At 65.7% G+C, this 13581-nt stretch carries 15 protein-coding genes; 5 read left to right on the top strand and 10 right to left on the bottom strand.

The window, feature by feature from the left end; translation table 11 throughout:
* Positions 1 to 10 precede the first annotated feature (10 nt).
* The 4 genes from HAP41_RS31420 to HAP41_RS31435 all read right to left on the bottom strand — a co-directional run bounded on the left by HAP41_RS31420 (position 11) and on the right by HAP41_RS31435 (position 5412).
* Positions 11 to 1843, bottom strand: coding sequence for an outer membrane protein assembly factor BamB family protein (locus HAP41_RS31420; RefSeq protein ID WP_166092405.1), 1833 nt, complete (start codon positions 1841 to 1843; stop codon positions 11 to 13).
* A 104-nt stretch (positions 1844 to 1947) separates the two neighbouring features.
* Positions 1948 to 2661: a class I SAM-dependent methyltransferase gene (locus HAP41_RS31425; RefSeq protein ID WP_166092398.1), complete on the bottom strand. Its 714-nt coding sequence runs from the start codon at positions 2659 to 2661 to the stop codon at positions 1948 to 1950.
* Between the two features lie 81 nt (positions 2662 to 2742).
* Positions 2743 to 3462, bottom strand: coding sequence for a class I SAM-dependent methyltransferase (locus HAP41_RS31430; RefSeq protein WP_166092389.1), 720 nt, complete (start codon positions 3460 to 3462; stop codon positions 2743 to 2745).
* A gap of 252 nt (positions 3463 to 3714) precedes the next feature.
* Positions 3715 to 5412 carry a methyl-accepting chemotaxis protein gene (locus HAP41_RS31435; protein ID WP_166092372.1) on the bottom strand — a complete coding sequence of 566 codons (1698 nt, stop codon included), beginning with the start codon at positions 5410 to 5412 and terminating at the stop codon, positions 3715 to 3717.
* 218 nt (positions 5413 to 5630) lie between these two features.
* Between HAP41_RS31435 and HAP41_RS31440 the strand changes: the two genes are divergently transcribed.
* Positions 5631 to 5849: a hypothetical protein gene (locus HAP41_RS31440; RefSeq protein ID WP_071912707.1), complete on the top strand. Its 219-nt coding sequence runs from the start codon at positions 5631 to 5633 to the stop codon at positions 5847 to 5849.
* 3 nt (positions 5850 to 5852) lie between these two features.
* On the opposite strand, the gene HAP41_RS31445 is transcribed toward HAP41_RS31440, so the two are convergent.
* Positions 5853 to 6017: a hypothetical protein gene (locus HAP41_RS31445; protein WP_166092350.1), complete on the bottom strand. Its 165-nt coding sequence runs from the start codon at positions 6015 to 6017 to the stop codon at positions 5853 to 5855.
* Positions 6018 to 6119: 102 nt separating this feature from the next.
* On the opposite strand from HAP41_RS31445, the gene HAP41_RS31450 reads away from it, so the two are divergent.
* Positions 6120 to 6509, top strand: a complete 390-nt coding sequence (locus HAP41_RS31450) for a hypothetical protein (RefSeq protein ID WP_166092342.1) — start codon at positions 6120 to 6122, stop codon at positions 6507 to 6509.
* Positions 6510 to 6805: 296 nt separating this feature from the next.
* On the top strand, positions 6806 to 7060 hold the full coding sequence (locus tag HAP41_RS31455) for a hypothetical protein (RefSeq protein WP_166092335.1): 255 nt from the start codon (positions 6806 to 6808) through the stop codon (positions 7058 to 7060).
* 40 nt (positions 7061 to 7100) lie between these two features.
* Here HAP41_RS31455 and HAP41_RS50410 read toward each other — a convergent pair whose 3' ends face one another.
* The 4 genes from HAP41_RS50410 to HAP41_RS31475 all read right to left on the bottom strand — a co-directional run bounded on the left by HAP41_RS50410 (position 7101) and on the right by HAP41_RS31475 (position 9604).
* Positions 7101 to 7343 carry a DUF6719 family protein gene (locus HAP41_RS50410; RefSeq protein ID WP_038935984.1) on the bottom strand — a complete coding sequence of 81 codons (243 nt, stop codon included), beginning with the start codon at positions 7341 to 7343 and terminating at the stop codon, positions 7101 to 7103.
* 251 nt (positions 7344 to 7594) lie between these two features.
* Positions 7595 to 8302, bottom strand: coding sequence for an outer membrane protein (locus tag HAP41_RS31465; protein WP_166092332.1), 708 nt, complete (start codon positions 8300 to 8302; stop codon positions 7595 to 7597).
* 287 nt (positions 8303 to 8589) lie between these two features.
* A complete protein-coding gene (locus HAP41_RS31470) occupies positions 8590 to 9024 on the bottom strand; it encodes a hypothetical protein (protein WP_176400471.1) in 435 nt (144 codons plus the stop codon).
* A gap of 211 nt (positions 9025 to 9235) precedes the next feature.
* Positions 9236 to 9604, bottom strand: coding sequence for a His-rich protein BRANT (locus HAP41_RS31475; protein ID WP_166092330.1), 369 nt, complete (start codon positions 9602 to 9604; stop codon positions 9236 to 9238).
* Between the two features lie 251 nt (positions 9605 to 9855).
* Between HAP41_RS31475 and HAP41_RS31480 the strand changes: the two genes are divergently transcribed.
* A complete protein-coding gene (locus tag HAP41_RS31480) occupies positions 9856 to 10398 on the top strand; it encodes a tetratricopeptide repeat protein (protein WP_028150223.1) in 543 nt (180 codons plus the stop codon).
* Between the two features lie 109 nt (positions 10399 to 10507).
* Complete coding sequence (locus tag HAP41_RS31485; RefSeq protein WP_166092325.1) at positions 10508 to 11896, top strand: serine hydrolase domain-containing protein; 1389 nt, start codon at positions 10508 to 10510, stop codon at positions 11894 to 11896.
* On the opposite strand, the gene HAP41_RS31490 is transcribed toward HAP41_RS31485, so the two are convergent.
* On the bottom strand, positions 11883 to 13451 hold the full coding sequence (locus HAP41_RS31490) for a S10 family peptidase (RefSeq protein ID WP_166092322.1): 1569 nt from the start codon (positions 13449 to 13451) through the stop codon (positions 11883 to 11885). The genes HAP41_RS31485 and HAP41_RS31490 overlap by 14 nt on opposite strands.
* Positions 13452 to 13581 lie beyond the last annotated feature (130 nt).

Genomic DNA, 13581 nt, shown 5'->3' on the forward strand with positions numbered 1-13581 from the left:
TACCTCGCGCTCACTCCGTGCCCACCTCGAACGCCAGCAGCACGTTGCCGGCGACGCCGCTCCATTGGCCGTAGCCGGAATTGGTGTAGAGCATGCCGCCGGCGATGACCGGTCCGGGACCATCGATCGCGCCGCCATGGGCGGGGACGCCGTTGACGGCCTTGTAATCCTGCGCGGTGTCGAACTCCCAGAGCAGCTTGCCGTCGCTGGCATAGGCACGCAGGAAGCCGCTGACGCCGCCGGAGAACACGACGCCGGGGATCAGGCTCACCGCCGCCGACAGCGCGGGGCTGCATTGGAGACGATCGCCGCAGGCGACCGGAGGCACCTCCATCACGACTGTCCCGTTGGCGAGATCGAGCCCGAACAGGCCGCCGCCTTGCGTGGAGTCGAGACGTCTGGTGCCGTCACGCAGGAAACGCACGTCGGAGTTCGCGACATAGATGCGATCCTGATCGGCCGCCGAGCCCCATTCGCTGCCGCCAAGCGCACCGCCCTTCCCGATCCGCGTCTGCCACAGGATCTTGCCACCGTCGTCGGGATCGAACGCGTGCACGACGCCGGATTTCTGTGCGATGGCAAGAACGCGCCTGCCGTCGCGCAGGGTCACCAGGATCGGCGACTGGCCGAAATCGTGGTCGGGTCCGTGATCCTCGGGACAATTGGTCTTGTCCACGCCGTAGCATGCCACGACATAAGCGTCCTTCGGCGTGGCCTGCTGGCTCCAGAGCAGCTTTCCCGTCGCAAGATCGAAGGCGAGAATCGCGTCACTCGTCGCGGATGGCGGATTCGAATAGGAATTGCTGGTCGCGACATAGATCGCGCCGCGCTTCACATCGATCGTCGGCGCCGACCAGATCGCGGCACCGGACGGGCCGAACAGCTGGACGCCCTTCGCGTTCTTGTCGGTCGGATGCGGCACTTCCGGGATCGTATAGGCTTGCCAGACCGGCTTGCCGGTCGCGGCGTCCAGCGCCACCACGCTGCCGCGGAAGGTGCAGCATTCGTAAGAGGCTTGCGAGCCGGCGGCTTCCTCGAGCGAGGACAGCGGCACGTAGAGCACGCCGGAATGCAGCACCGGCGCGCCGGTGATGCGCGCGGCCGGATGCTCCTCGACCTTCGTCTTCCAGATCAACGCCCCCGTCAGCGCGTTCACGGCATAGGCGTTGGCACGCAAATCACCGAAGAAGATCGCGAACTGATCGGAGCCGGGAAGCGGTGCGACCGTGATCGCGGCGCGCACCGCCGCATCGATCGCGAACGTCCACAGCGTGCAGCCGGTTCGCGCATCGAGCGCATGCACCTTGCGGTCGGTGCCGCCGATGAACAGCAGGCCGCCCATGATCGTCGGCGGCGCAAAGGATACCGAGGCGCCGGGAAACGCGTAGGCCCATTTCAGCCGCAGGCGCGGCACCTGCGCCGCGGTCAGGCCCGCCATGTCAGCCGGCTGGAAGCGGCTGTTGTTGAGGTCCACGCCCCACCCGTTCCAGCGTGGACCGTCGAGCGGTTGCGGAAAGCCGCTGATCTGCTGCGTGCAGCCGCCCTGCCCGTCAGACGCGCTGTTGATTGCGGCCTTGCCGGTGACGAAAGCAGCAATCGCGCGACGCTCGTCGTCGCTGCGCTCCTTCGCCATCGCGGCCATGCTGCCGGAGGTCAGCGTCCCCAGCACGTGATCAAACGACATCGCCTGCATGGCGCCGCGCGCGGGCGCGCGGCTCTGGGCATCGCCGGCATCGTGACATTGCGCGCAATGCGCTGTGTAGAGCGCGGCGCCGTCCTGCTGCGCCAGTGCCGGCGTGGAGCACCAGATCAACAGAGCCGCTACGGCAAAACTCGGCCTCATGGCGTTCTCCGGCATCGTCGACACGCGACCCAAAGATCGCGTCACACAACCTGAAGTGTATCGCCATTGCGATCGCGGACGCAATGGAGTTCCGCCTGCGTCCGTCACGTCGCCGTGGCCATGCGGATACGATCGGGCAGTTCATCCAGACGCCATAGGGCAAGGCTCTTGTCGCGCCAGCCACCACCGCCCTCCTCGCAACGCTCGTTGATCAGCGCTCGCGGCGACGGCCAGTTGAACGGGGCCTTCTCCATGTTCAGCGCGCGCCAATCGCCATCCGTGCAATCGCGATTTGCATCCCATTCGGGAAACGTCGTGACCAGCAGGAAGCCCGCGCCGCTTTCGGCAAAGCGGGCCACGGCGCAGGCGACGTTGTCGAAGCTCAAATGAACCAGGCAGTCCCGGCACAGGATGACATCCGCGCGCGGCAGCACATCGCGCGTGATGTCGGCAACGAGAAACCGGCCCGACAACTCGCCGCCAGCCACACGCCGGCGATTGGTCTCGATCAGCGACGGCACGATGTCGATGCCGGTGTAGTCGAGGTCGAGCTTAATGCGGCCGATCCAGCCGGCATCGCCGCAGGGCGCATCGAGCAGCGAGCGCGCGCCGAGCCGTTGCAGCAGCGGAGGAAGCTCCTCCCGGATCGCGGCGGTCGCCGGGTCCTCCGAGCCGAGGCCCGAGACGGATGTGGCCGCGCCCCACAGGTTGGTCCGCTCGATCCGCTCGAACCGCGCGGCGAGATCGAGGCCGTCAAAGTTATCGCGGTCCGCAACGAAGCGCTCATGGGCGAGCACGGGTGGACGATTGGTGATCATCGGGCGGGACTCGCGTCAAGATTCCGTCGCAAGCACACTATACAGCCGACGCGTCGCCTCCGAAATCGCCAGCCGCTTCCCTCAGGCCGCCTTCTGCCACTCCATGATGTGGAAATAGGGCACGCGGCGATGAACGGCATTCCTCTCGGGATCGCCGCCTGCGGGCTCCGGCTCGACGAACAGACGCAGCTGAAGGCCGTGATCGAGCAACAGCGTCATGTAGGTGCTGAGCGGACGATGCCAATTCTGGACGCGGATGCCGCGCCAGCTCACCCAGATCGGCCGCTCCTCCATGTAATGGTCGATCGAAAAGCGCGGGATACCCTCGCCGTCCCGCGTCCATCCGTCGGGCTGCCCTGCGGTGTTGAAGCTGGTCAGGTTGGCGATCAGCAGCGTGCCGCCCGGCCGCAGCGCCGCCACCATCTTCGCGATGGCCGCGCCGAGGTCGGGCATGTCGATCAGGCTGAGATAGCTGACGACCAGGTCGAATTCCGCACTCAGCTCCATCGTCTCGGCGCGGCCGAGCCGATAGTTGCCGGTCGGGTCCAGCTCCCTGGCGCGCGCAAGCAACGCTTCGGTCGGATCGAGGCCGGTGGTGCGGATGCCGGCGCGCTGCATGATGCGGCAGAAGCGCCCCTCCCCGCAGCCGACGTCGAGCGCATTGCGAAAGCCGCGCCTTTCGATCCGCGCCCGCATCGGCGCGTCCAGGACGAAGCGGCGGCCGTAGTCGCCGTCTTCTCCCTGCTCGACGATCCAGGCGGCCGCGGACGCGGTCCAGCCGTCGCTGACGTCCTCGTTCATGGGGCGACCTTCGGGAATGGAGTCGGCCGCGCGCATCGCGCTGCGCGGCTACTGACCACGGATTGGATCAGAGTTCAACATGAGGTAGCATGCAGCCCGCATGCGCTCGACCACCAGCAAAGAGAAGGCCAAAATCGTTGCCGGCGCCGTGACGGCCGTCGTCATGACGGCCATGCTCATGGTGTTCGCGCTCGGCCTCTTGCTTCCGCATTAGGCGCGGTGAGCGCGGCGGACGAGTGCCGCCGCACACACTTACGCCGCGCGCACGGTCCGCAAGAATTTTCCGACTTCGTCCTTCAGCCGGTTGCTGTCGGTCGCCAGCATCTTGGCGGTCGAAAGCACCTGCGAGGACGCCGAGCCGGTCTCGGCCGCGCCGCGCTGCACGTCGGTGATGTTGGTGGAGACCTGCTGGGTGCCGTGAGCGGCCTGCTGCACGTTGCGCGAGATCTCCTGGGTCGCGGCGCCCTGCTCCTCGACGGCCGCGGCAATGGTCGACGACACCTCCGACAGCCGCTCGATCGTCGCGGAGATGTCGCGGATCGCGTTGACGGATTCCTGGGTCGCGGTCTGGATGCCGGAAATCTGCTGGCTGATCTCGCCGGTCGCCTTCGCGGTCTGCTTGGCCAGTGTCTTCACCTCGGAGGCGACGACCGCGAAGCCGCGGCCGGCCTCGCCGGCGCGTGCCGCCTCGATCGTGGCGTTCAGCGCCAGCAGGTTGGTCTGGCCGGCAATGGTGTTGATCAGCTCGACCACATCGCCGATCCGCGTCGCCGCGATCGAGAGCTCGCTGACCCGCTCGGTCGTGGTGCGCGCCTGGGTGACGGCCTCGCCCGCCATCCGCGCGGATTCCTGCACCTGCCGGCTGATCTCGTTGACCGAGGACGACAGCTCCTCCGTGGCGGTCGCCACCGACTGCACGTTGCCGGTGGCTTCACCCGAAGCGACCGCGACCACCGAGGTCAGCTCCTGCGCGCGGTGCGCGGTGGTGGCCAGCGTCGAGGACGACGCTTCGAGCTCGGTGGACGCCGAGCCCACCGTCTCGATGATCTCGCCGACCGCACGTTCAAAGCCGTCGGCCAGGTTGACCATGTCACGGCGGCGCTGCTCGGCAGCCTGCTTCTCGATCTCGAGCTGCGCAGCCTTGAGGCGTTCGACCTCGAGCGCGTTGGTCTTGAAGACTTCGACGGTCCTCGCCATGTCGCCGATCTCGTCGCTCCGGTCCTTCTCGGGCACCTCGGTCTTGAGATCGTTGCGGGCGAGACCCTCCATGGCGAGCTTGAGCCGGGCGATCGGCCGGGACATCGCATTGAGGCCGATGAACAGCGCGATCGCGATACCGACGATCAGGCCGCCGGCGCTGACGCCGATCACGGTCCAGGTCGCGGATCTGGCGTCGCGGTTGATGGCTTCCTTGCGGGTGCTGACTGCCTGTGCGGACTCGGTCACGAACTGGACGATGCGTGCGAGGGCCGCGTCCAGCACCGGATCGCACTCCTTGTGCGCACGTTCGGCGGCCTTGGCATTCTCCTCCACGCTGCTTGCCTGCGCACCGGCCTGAAGTACCGGATCGCAGCTGGCGAACGCGGCCTTCAGCTGGTCCCCGATGCTCTTGACCTGGCTGGCGCGCGACGGGTCGTCCTGCACGGCCGCATCGAGGTACTGGCCGATTTCGCTACGGTTCTGGTTCGCGATCTTGAGACGGCCAGCGTTGCCCGCCTCCGTCGCCTCGGTGAAGACCGCATAGAGCGCGGCATGATAGGTCTCGGCGCGGCGCTGGGCCCGCGTCAGGTTGAGCGCCGAGGATTGCGCGGCGGAGAGTTCGGCAAATCCGTCGACGGTCGCCGAAAGTTCACGCGCGGCGAAGCCGGCGACGGCAAGCATCGCGCATCCCATCACCGCCACGATCAGTGCGACCTTCCACACGATTTTCAGATTGTTCAAAAAGCTCATAACAGCCGCCCCAATGCTTCTGCCGACGCATAATCCCAGCAACGGGCATTGGAACCGGCGGACGTTAAGATTTGATGCCAAATCCCCCGAGTAGTCTTACGGAAAAATAACTATTCGGGTGATCGGCGTAAGCCTCGTGTAAGCTTCTGCCTGTTTTGGGGGCGTGATCCGGACATGACCGGCCGGAACCGGTCGCCGACGTCAGTCGTTGTCGGCCCATGCGGATCAAGGAAGAAAACCGAAACATGTTTCTGCTGGCGACGGTGACGCTGTGCTGTGTCGCCGTGGCCGGCACCGTTGCGCTGTTCGAGCTGGCACCAGCGCCGGCTCCGGCAACGCAGGTCGCCGAACGCGCGGCGATCGACGTTACGGCTCCGACACCAGTCCGGGTGGTGGGGGCGCCGTTCGAGCCCAACATTAACCCGCGCGAGCGATAGCGCTCACGTCGGCGATGCCTCTGTGCCTGCCTCGGGCCGGCCTTGGGCCCGCGCCAATTCCTCCACGAACGCGATCACCTCCGCCCGCTTGTCGGGCGGCAGCGACAAGAACGCACGGACGAGCCTCAGGCCCTGCGCTTCGTCCGACTCGTCTAAATTGACGTCCATTCCCCACTGTCGGGCGAGCGGGAAAAATATGCAATCCCCAGCCGGACACCTCCTTGATTCGGCCGGCCACCTTTGCTGGAATAGCTCCAACAGAGGTGGACCATGAAGTGGATCAGCGAGCGCGACGCACTGATCGCGCAGACAATGGCCTTCGTCCAATCGGTAACCGGCAAGAAGGGTGACTTCCATCCGCCGGAGAGACCGACGGCTGTACCGGACGTGCCGGTGGGGACCGTCACCGTCGAGACCGTGGCGGTCGAGACATTGGCGGTCGAGATCAAGCCGCCGCCAGTCCCGCTCGCCCCGCCCGTCATGATCCCGCCAGCACGGACAAGCGGCGATTTCCGCTCCGAGATGCAGGCCCGCATCGCCAATTTCCGCAAGCATCAGGAGCGATTCGAGCGTGAGCGGGAGGAGTATTGCGCGGCGACCCTGACCAGGCTCCGCGCGGCCATTCGCGACCCCTCCCTCCGTCCGCCAGCCGAAAACTAAGGCCGACGGTCGATCAGACACCTACAGCCAGGACCAAACCAACCAGAGATTGGCCGCACAGGCGCTGAGCAATCCCAGCGTCAGTGGCAGCAGCATGTGCCCGCAGCAGGTCTTGAGGTCGGTCGTCATGGCCGAAAACATCCGCTGATTCCGGCAAATGAGTCCCAGGGATTCTTTTTTTTGGGATTCAGGACTCGTTAAAGACTCAGGGCCCGCGGCTCCGATCACGCCCCCGTGATCGCCCCGGAACCCCCTGCCCCGTGAAGCCGTTAACGCGCTTTCCGGGAGCGGGAAGAATGCCCTACGCCCTGTTCTGCAACGACGCCCAAATCAGCAAGGCCTATCCCAGCGAGGCCGACGTCTGGCAGCTCGCGCAGCAAAGCGGCCTCGTCGTGGATGTCAGCACCGACGACCAGGGCCACGGCCCGCGCCGGGTCCTGGACAATGATTACGAGATCAAGCCCTGCCGGGCCGCCCAAGGCGAGGACCCCGCCAGGAACAAGGCCGAGGCCGAGCAGCAGTCGAGGATGGAGCTTGAGCTGAATTCCTGAGGTTCGGCCGCAAGCCCGGGGTATGTCAGCAAGGGATCTCTCAGGGGGTCGCGGTCGCCAGCGAGGCCTGCTCGCCCGCGAGCACCACGCAGGCCTTGCGACGGTGCAGCCCGCGGATCGCGCCCGTTACCTTCAGCACCTTGCCGGACGGGCAGGAAGCGTCCTTGACGAAGGCCACCTCATAGGGTGCCAGCATCAGAGGCTCGGATTTGAGGATTGTCTGTGCAGCGCACGGCAGGGAGATGAAGCACGAGAGCACTACTGCCGACACAAAGATACGCATGTCCGTCGTCCCACCAGCCCGGTAATTCTCATATAACGCCTTCCGGAGCGCGAGTTCCGTAGGCGGCAAAAATTATTTTTGCTTTACGCCAGTCCCATGACGCGCGTGAGAACGCGCGCGCCAGACCGTTTGCTTGCAAATGACGCGCCAGATGGTTCACGCAAAGCAAACAACAGGCAGGCAAACAAGGGCCTGGCAAACGAAAGGCCGGCGTGAGCCGGCCCTTGTCAGGTCGTGGTCGCTGTTGGGCGTCAGTAGCGCGAGGCCGCCGGTCCGCCCCAGCCGAAGCGGTAGTTCACACCGACCTTGACGGTATGCTCGTCCTCCCGGCCCCGGACGCCGACGACGTCGGCCGGACCGGAGGTGAAAGTCGTGCTGCCAAAGTTGTAATACTGGTACTCGGCCTTGGCCGACCAGCTCGGTGCGAACATGTATTCGAGGCCGGCACCGACAGTATAGCCGTCCTTGTTGTTGCCAGTGGCGGTGAAGGGCTGCGCCACGCCGGCGACATTGACGCCGAGGCCGCCATTACGCCAAGCGTAACCGCCCTTGGCATAGACCAGCGCCGGTCCCCAGGTGTAGCCGATGCGGCCCGTCACCGACCCGAGCTGGTCGGTGTTGGACGTCACCTGCGTCCCCAGCGGGAACGTGACACCGTTGTTGTTGGTCGGCAGCCAAGAGTACTGGGCCTCGATACCCACCACCCAATTGGGCGCGAACTGGTAGTCGAAGCCGCCCTGCACGCCGCCCAGGAAGCGGGCGTCGCTCGACTGGAAGCTGCTGTCACCGGCGAACGCGCCGCCGACATGGCCGCCGATGTAGAAACCGGTCCAATTGTAGATCACCTGCGGCGGCGTATAGGCGGGCGCCTTGGTATAGGTGCGCGGCTGCATGTCGGCCGCGGCGGCCGGTGCAACCAGCGCCAGCAGAGCAACGGCGCCCAGCAGAATCGTCTTCATGATCATCCCCGTTCTTTCAAATTCGACACTCAGGAAACAACGTGGCGTGAATTAGGTTGCTTCGCGGCGATGCCGGAACGTTGATCGTCTGTCACTGTGACGGGGTGGCAACAACGCGATTTTGTTCCGTCACACCTGCTCGCACCGACTGTTTTCGTCGTCTGCGCAAGGCGGGCTGTAACGATCTGTCGCAAGGCAAACCAGCCCCGTTCAAAGCTCGCCAAATTGTGATCCAGCGGCTCCGGCGGCCCCTGTCCTAGCACCTGCCGATGAAGGCCGGCTTTGCGCTACCGCGCCATCTTTTCCAGTTCCGGAAAGGGTGCGTAAACCGCACCGGCGCAGAGCTCGCCGGCGCGATCGACGATGCGGGCGCCCCGCCCGTTGACGAAGACGGCGGCCCGTTCGCGCATGCCCTTGTAGCTGCCGTCGGTCTCGCGTGGCGTGAAGTGCAGGCAGGCAACGTAGAACCGCCGTCCGCCGATCTCGCGCAGCACCGGATCGGCCATGGTGGCCTCGCGCACGCCGACGGGATTGTTGAGGTAAGCGCGCATCAAGGCCAGCGTGTCACTGCGAAAATTGTCGGGGAACGGCTGCGGCCCTCCCGCCTGGGTCCCCTCCATCAGGGATGGACGATCACCGTCGCTGCCGAAACATGCCGCGAGCGCCAGCGGCAAGACCAGAACCAACGCCAGGATCACCGCACGCTTCGCCAATCGCCCCACAGGCCACGCTCTCCGCTCGATCAGACTCGGAGGATGTTCTAGCTCCAAGGTTGCACGAAGGGAATTCGCCCTGCTCGTAGGCTGCGCAAATAACGCACCGCCCCGCCGCCGGCGCCTGCGCTTTCGCGCTGACGCCGAGACGACGGGCCGGGCCTGAATTCCGCACGCGGCGGCGGGCAATGCCAGGGATGCCGCCGCGCCGGATCAGTCGTTAGCTGCGCTTGTCGATGGCCGCCGGCTTGGTCATGTCAGGCTGCGCCTTCAGCGACTTCTTGGCCGACAGATGCTTGTTGTGGTGGCGATGCGTGCGCACGGCCTTATGCTCGTCGGGCGTGACCGCGGCATTGGCGTTCATCGCCTTCGACTTGGTATCCACCTTGGCGTCCGCCTTGACGTCGGCGGCCTTCGTGTCGGCCTTGACGCCGGCCTCGGGTTTCGCGGCGGTGGTCGACAACTTGGTCTGGCTCTGGTCCGCCTTGATCACCGGCGCGGTCGTGGTGGTCTTGCCGGCTTCAGCGGCGAAGGCCGGGGCTGCGATTACGGAAGCGGCGAGCAAGGCTGCGGAAATGGTCTTCAACATGGTTGGTCTCCTCTTGGAAGGATCTTGAGGCGGCGCCCTCTCGCCTACTCTTCGATCGTGGGTGGGAGCCTAGGCGGCGTGCACTGAACCCAATCTGAAGCCCGTCGCAGGCTTCTGTTCATCTCGATGACAAGTTTGTCATCTGCGGAGGGGCGAATAGATCGTGCGAAGCGGGAATGTTTTTGCCCGCTGGGTGTTCCGGTCTTTGGGCAATCGTGTAGGATCGCCACGTTCCATACGGGAGAAGATAGATGCGCAAACTTTCCATGCTTCTGGTACCGGGGCTTGTCTCGATGGCGTTGGCCGCCGGACCGATGCTGACCAGCGCCTACGCCGCGGGCAGCGACGAGCCCTCGCCGCCGCCAAAGTCGGACAGCTCGGCCAAGAAGGGGAAGAAGAAGAGCTCCTCCATCAGCGATCCCAAATTCCTCGCGGCCTATCGCACCGCCTACACCACGATCTACGACGGTCACGACTACACGAGCGCGATCGGCCAGCTGAAGTCGCTCGAGCGCGACGACGTCGCCGACGTCGCCAATTTGATCGGCTACTCCTATCGCAAGCTCGGCGACTACCAGTCGTCCAAGGTCTATTACGAGATCGCACTGAAGGACGATCCGAACCACGTCCGCACCTGGCAGTATTACGGCCTCTGGCAGCTCGAGCAGGGCAACCGCGAACAGGCGCAGTACCACCTGAACAAGATCGCCTCGCTCGCCGGCACCGACAGCTCCGAGTATCGCTCGCTCGCCGCCGCGCTCGACAAACCGACCGGCGCGACGCTCGTCTACTGAGACATCGCATCCTCGAACGAAACGAACGGGCACAACCTCGGGGTTGTGCCCGTTCCGCTTTCTCGGTTAGCCTCTCGCATCAAGTGCTCCCCTCGCAAATTGGTGCGCAATGGATACGTGGCTGCGATCCGCGATCGACTACATCGGCTCCTGGATCGAATTCCAACAGACGACATTCCAACAGCCCGGCGTCATCGTCGCATTTGCCCATCGCGGCGAAATCGTCGCCGAGCACGCCTTTGGTCTTGCCAATCTCGACACCGGCGAAAAACTCACCCCGCGCCACCGCTGCCGCATCGCCTCGCACTCGAAGAGCTTTACCTCCGCCGGCATCATGAAGCTGCGCGACCAGCGCAAGCTCAGGCTCGACGACACGGTCGGCCAACATGTCGGCGGCCTGCATCCGCGCGTCGCCGAGACGACGATTGCGCAGGTGCTCTCGCACAGCGCGGGGCTGACGCGCGATGGCGCCGATTCCGGGCAGTTCATCGACAACCGTCCCTATCTCAACGCCAGGGAGTTGCTCGCGGAATTGAAGCTGCCGACCGCGATCGAGCCGGGGACGCGCTTCAAATACTCCAACCACGGCTTTGGCCTGCTCGGCCTCGTCATCGAAGCCGTGTCGAAGGAGCCCTACTCCGCCTGGATCAAGCGCGAGATCATCGAGCCCGCAGGCCTGCGCGAGACTGAGCCGGATGCGCCGCTTCCCAAGGGCGCATCGTTCGCGCGCGGCCACACGCGAAAAGTGCCCGTGGGCGAGCGTTGCGTGATCCCCGGCGACAATCCGACGCACGCGATGGCGTCCGCTACGGGCTTCGCCGCCACCGCCGGCGATACGGCCCGCTTCTTCGCGCAGCTTGCGCCCAACGCCAGGAAGAGCGTGCTCTCAGTCGCAAGCCGCCGCGAAATGACCCGGCATCACTGGCGCATCCCGCAGAGTTTCGAGGCCTATTACGGCCTTGGCATCAACGCCGGCAAAACCGACGGCTGGGACTGGTTCGGCCATGGCGGCCATTTTCAGGGTTACATCTCCCGGACCTGCTCCATCCCCGCTTGCGAGCTCGCGATCAGCATCCTCAGCAACTCCATCGACGGCGCGGCGCCGTTCTGGATGGACGGCGCGATGCAGATCCTGCGCGTGTTCAGAACTCGCGGCGCACCCGACCGCCGCGTGCGCGACTGGACCGGCCGCTGGTGGACGATCTGGGGCGCAACCGATCTCGTCCCCGCGGGCAACCGCGTGCTGGTCACCAATCCGCAGTTCATCAATCCGTTCATGGATGCCGCCGAGATCGAGGTCACCGGCCGCGACACCGGCAAGCTCGCCTGGGCTGCCGGCTATTCCAGCCACGGCGAGCCGGTGCGCCGCGTCCGCGACAAGCGCGGCAAGGTCAGCGACGTCTGGATCGCCGGCGCCAATATCAAGCCGGAGCGTGTCGTGGCGCGCGAGATCGCGCGGAGATATCCGCCGCGCAAGCGGCGGCCTACTCTCGGATGAGAGCCTCGACCTCGCTCCGAAACGCCTGCCGCGAGCCGTCGCGCGAATAGAACATGTGACCGCCGGGATAGACGACGAACTTGACCCGCTGCGTCGCGAACGCCGGGAGCTGGTCGAGCACCCGCTTCGATCCGAAATAGGGCGTGGCGAGATCGAACAGGCCGTGCGCGACCAGCACGTTCAGCTTTCCGTCGGTGGCGAGGATCTGGCGCAGCTCCGATACCGACTGCGGCGGGTTGATGCCGCGGCCGAAATCCCAATTGCCCTCGACGGCGCCGTTGAGGACTTCGTAGGAGCCATCCGGCCGCCAGTTGAGCTTGCGCGTGAGAACATCGACGGCCGCACTCGTCAGCGGCGCCTGGAGCGCATCGCCCGAGGGATCGCCGAACCGGGAGCTGCTCGAATCCGGATAGGGATCATAGCCTCGCACCGAGGCGTCGTATCGCCCCGTCACCTTGCCGTTCTTGCGGTCGAACTCGCGGCGGAATTCACCGACGTCGAAACGGCCGGCGAGCCGACGGCTCACGGCCTGGTCGATCCCGGTGAGCTCGGCGACCTTGTCGGCAAGGCGATTGGTGGCCTCCTTGTCCGCCTCGCCCTTGACGAGGTCGGCCAGGAATTCGCCCCGCGCGTAAGCCTCGACGTCGGCGAGATCGGCGCGCTTGACCGGCCCCTTGGCTTCGCGCGCCACCGCGACATAGCTCGGCAGCGTCGCGACATATTGCAGGAGGCTGGTGCCGGTGAACTCGCGGAAGTCCAGGAGCGGCGACACCAGGATCAATCCCCTGACGCCGACGCCATGCTGGAGCTGCAACTGGCGCACGACCTTCGGCCCGCGAATGCCGCCATAGCTTTCGCCGCCGACATATTTCGGCGAGGTCAGCCGGTCGTGCTTCTCCAGCCAGCGGCGGATCACGAGCGCGATCGAATTGACGTCGCCGTCGACGGAGTAGAAGGACTTGCGCGCGTCCTCGCCACTGGCGACGAAACGGCTGTAGCCGGTGCTGACGGGATCGATGAAGACGAGATCGGTGAAGTCGAGCCACGTCTCCGCGTTCGGCTTCACCTCGGGTGAGGCGGACGGCGACAGGGCTTCGCCATCAAGCGGCAGCCGCCACGGCCCCGCAGCGCCGAACTGGAGCCATGCCGAGGACGCGCCGGGACCGCCGTTGAACAGGAACGTCACGGGGCGCGTCGCGCGGTCGGCACCATCGAGCTCATAGGACGTATAGGCGATGTCGGCGAGCGGCTCACCCTTGCCGTCGAACACGCGGATCGAGCCGGCAGTCGCGGTGAAGTCGAGTGCGCGGCCCGGCAGATCGAGCGTCTGCTTCGTGGTCGAATCCGACGGAAGTCGATGCGGCTCGGCGGCGGACGTTGAACCCTGTGATGCGCCTGGCGTGTTGCCGCCGCGCCCACCCTTCTGTCCCGTGGGGGCCGTCGTCTCGGCGCGCGGCTGCGGCGGATCGTCCGCGCGGGCAAATCCCGCGAGCGCGAAAGTCGACACCGCCAGTACCAGGGTCGCGCGGCGGAGCGCCGGCAAACGCATGACCATGATCGTTCTCCTTGTCCGGCTGCGAGAGCCGGCGAGCATCGCAAGGCTAGCGAGAAATTGCGACGGTTTGGGGGATAGCCGGCCCATTGGCGCCTGAAGAAGCCGGGCGAGCACAAATCGACCCGGATTT

Source organism: Bradyrhizobium barranii subsp. apii, from assembly GCF_011516635.5.
Classification (GTDB): Bacteria; Pseudomonadota; Alphaproteobacteria; order Rhizobiales; family Xanthobacteraceae; genus Bradyrhizobium; species Bradyrhizobium barranii.

Bases quoted from the DNA above. Each gene is read 5' to 3' on its own strand.
- HAP41_RS31420 (WP_166092405.1), bottom strand. From the start codon at position 1,843: ATGAGGCCGAGTTTTGCCGTAGCGGCTCTGTTGATCTGGTGCTCCACG.
- HAP41_RS31425 (WP_166092398.1), bottom strand. From the start codon at position 2,661: ATGATCACCAATCGTCCACCCGTGCTCGCCCATGAGCGCTTCGTTGCG.
- HAP41_RS31430 (WP_166092389.1), bottom strand. From the start codon at position 3,462: ATGAACGAGGACGTCAGCGACGGCTGGACCGCGTCCGCGGCCGCCTGG.
- HAP41_RS31435 (WP_166092372.1), bottom strand. From the start codon at position 5,412: ATGAGCTTTTTGAACAATCTGAAAATCGTGTGGAAGGTCGCACTGATC.
- HAP41_RS31440 (WP_071912707.1), top strand. From the start codon at position 5,631: ATGCGGATCAAGGAAGAAAACCGAAACATGTTTCTGCTGGCGACGGTG.
- HAP41_RS31445 (WP_166092350.1), bottom strand. From the start codon at position 6,017: ATGGACGTCAATTTAGACGAGTCGGACGAAGCGCAGGGCCTGAGGCTC.
- HAP41_RS31450 (WP_166092342.1), top strand. From the start codon at position 6,120: ATGAAGTGGATCAGCGAGCGCGACGCACTGATCGCGCAGACAATGGCC.
- HAP41_RS31455 (WP_166092335.1), top strand. From the start codon at position 6,806: ATGCCCTACGCCCTGTTCTGCAACGACGCCCAAATCAGCAAGGCCTAT.
- HAP41_RS50410 (WP_038935984.1), bottom strand. From the start codon at position 7,343: ATGCGTATCTTTGTGTCGGCAGTAGTGCTCTCGTGCTTCATCTCCCTG.
- HAP41_RS31465 (WP_166092332.1), bottom strand. From the start codon at position 8,302: ATGAAGACGATTCTGCTGGGCGCCGTTGCTCTGCTGGCGCTGGTTGCA.
- HAP41_RS31475 (WP_166092330.1), bottom strand. From the start codon at position 9,604: ATGTTGAAGACCATTTCCGCAGCCTTGCTCGCCGCTTCCGTAATCGCA.
- HAP41_RS31480 (WP_028150223.1), top strand. From the start codon at position 9,856: ATGCGCAAACTTTCCATGCTTCTGGTACCGGGGCTTGTCTCGATGGCG.
- HAP41_RS31485 (WP_166092325.1), top strand. From the start codon at position 10,508: ATGGATACGTGGCTGCGATCCGCGATCGACTACATCGGCTCCTGGATC.
- HAP41_RS31490 (WP_166092322.1), bottom strand. From the start codon at position 13,451: ATGGTCATGCGTTTGCCGGCGCTCCGCCGCGCGACCCTGGTACTGGCG.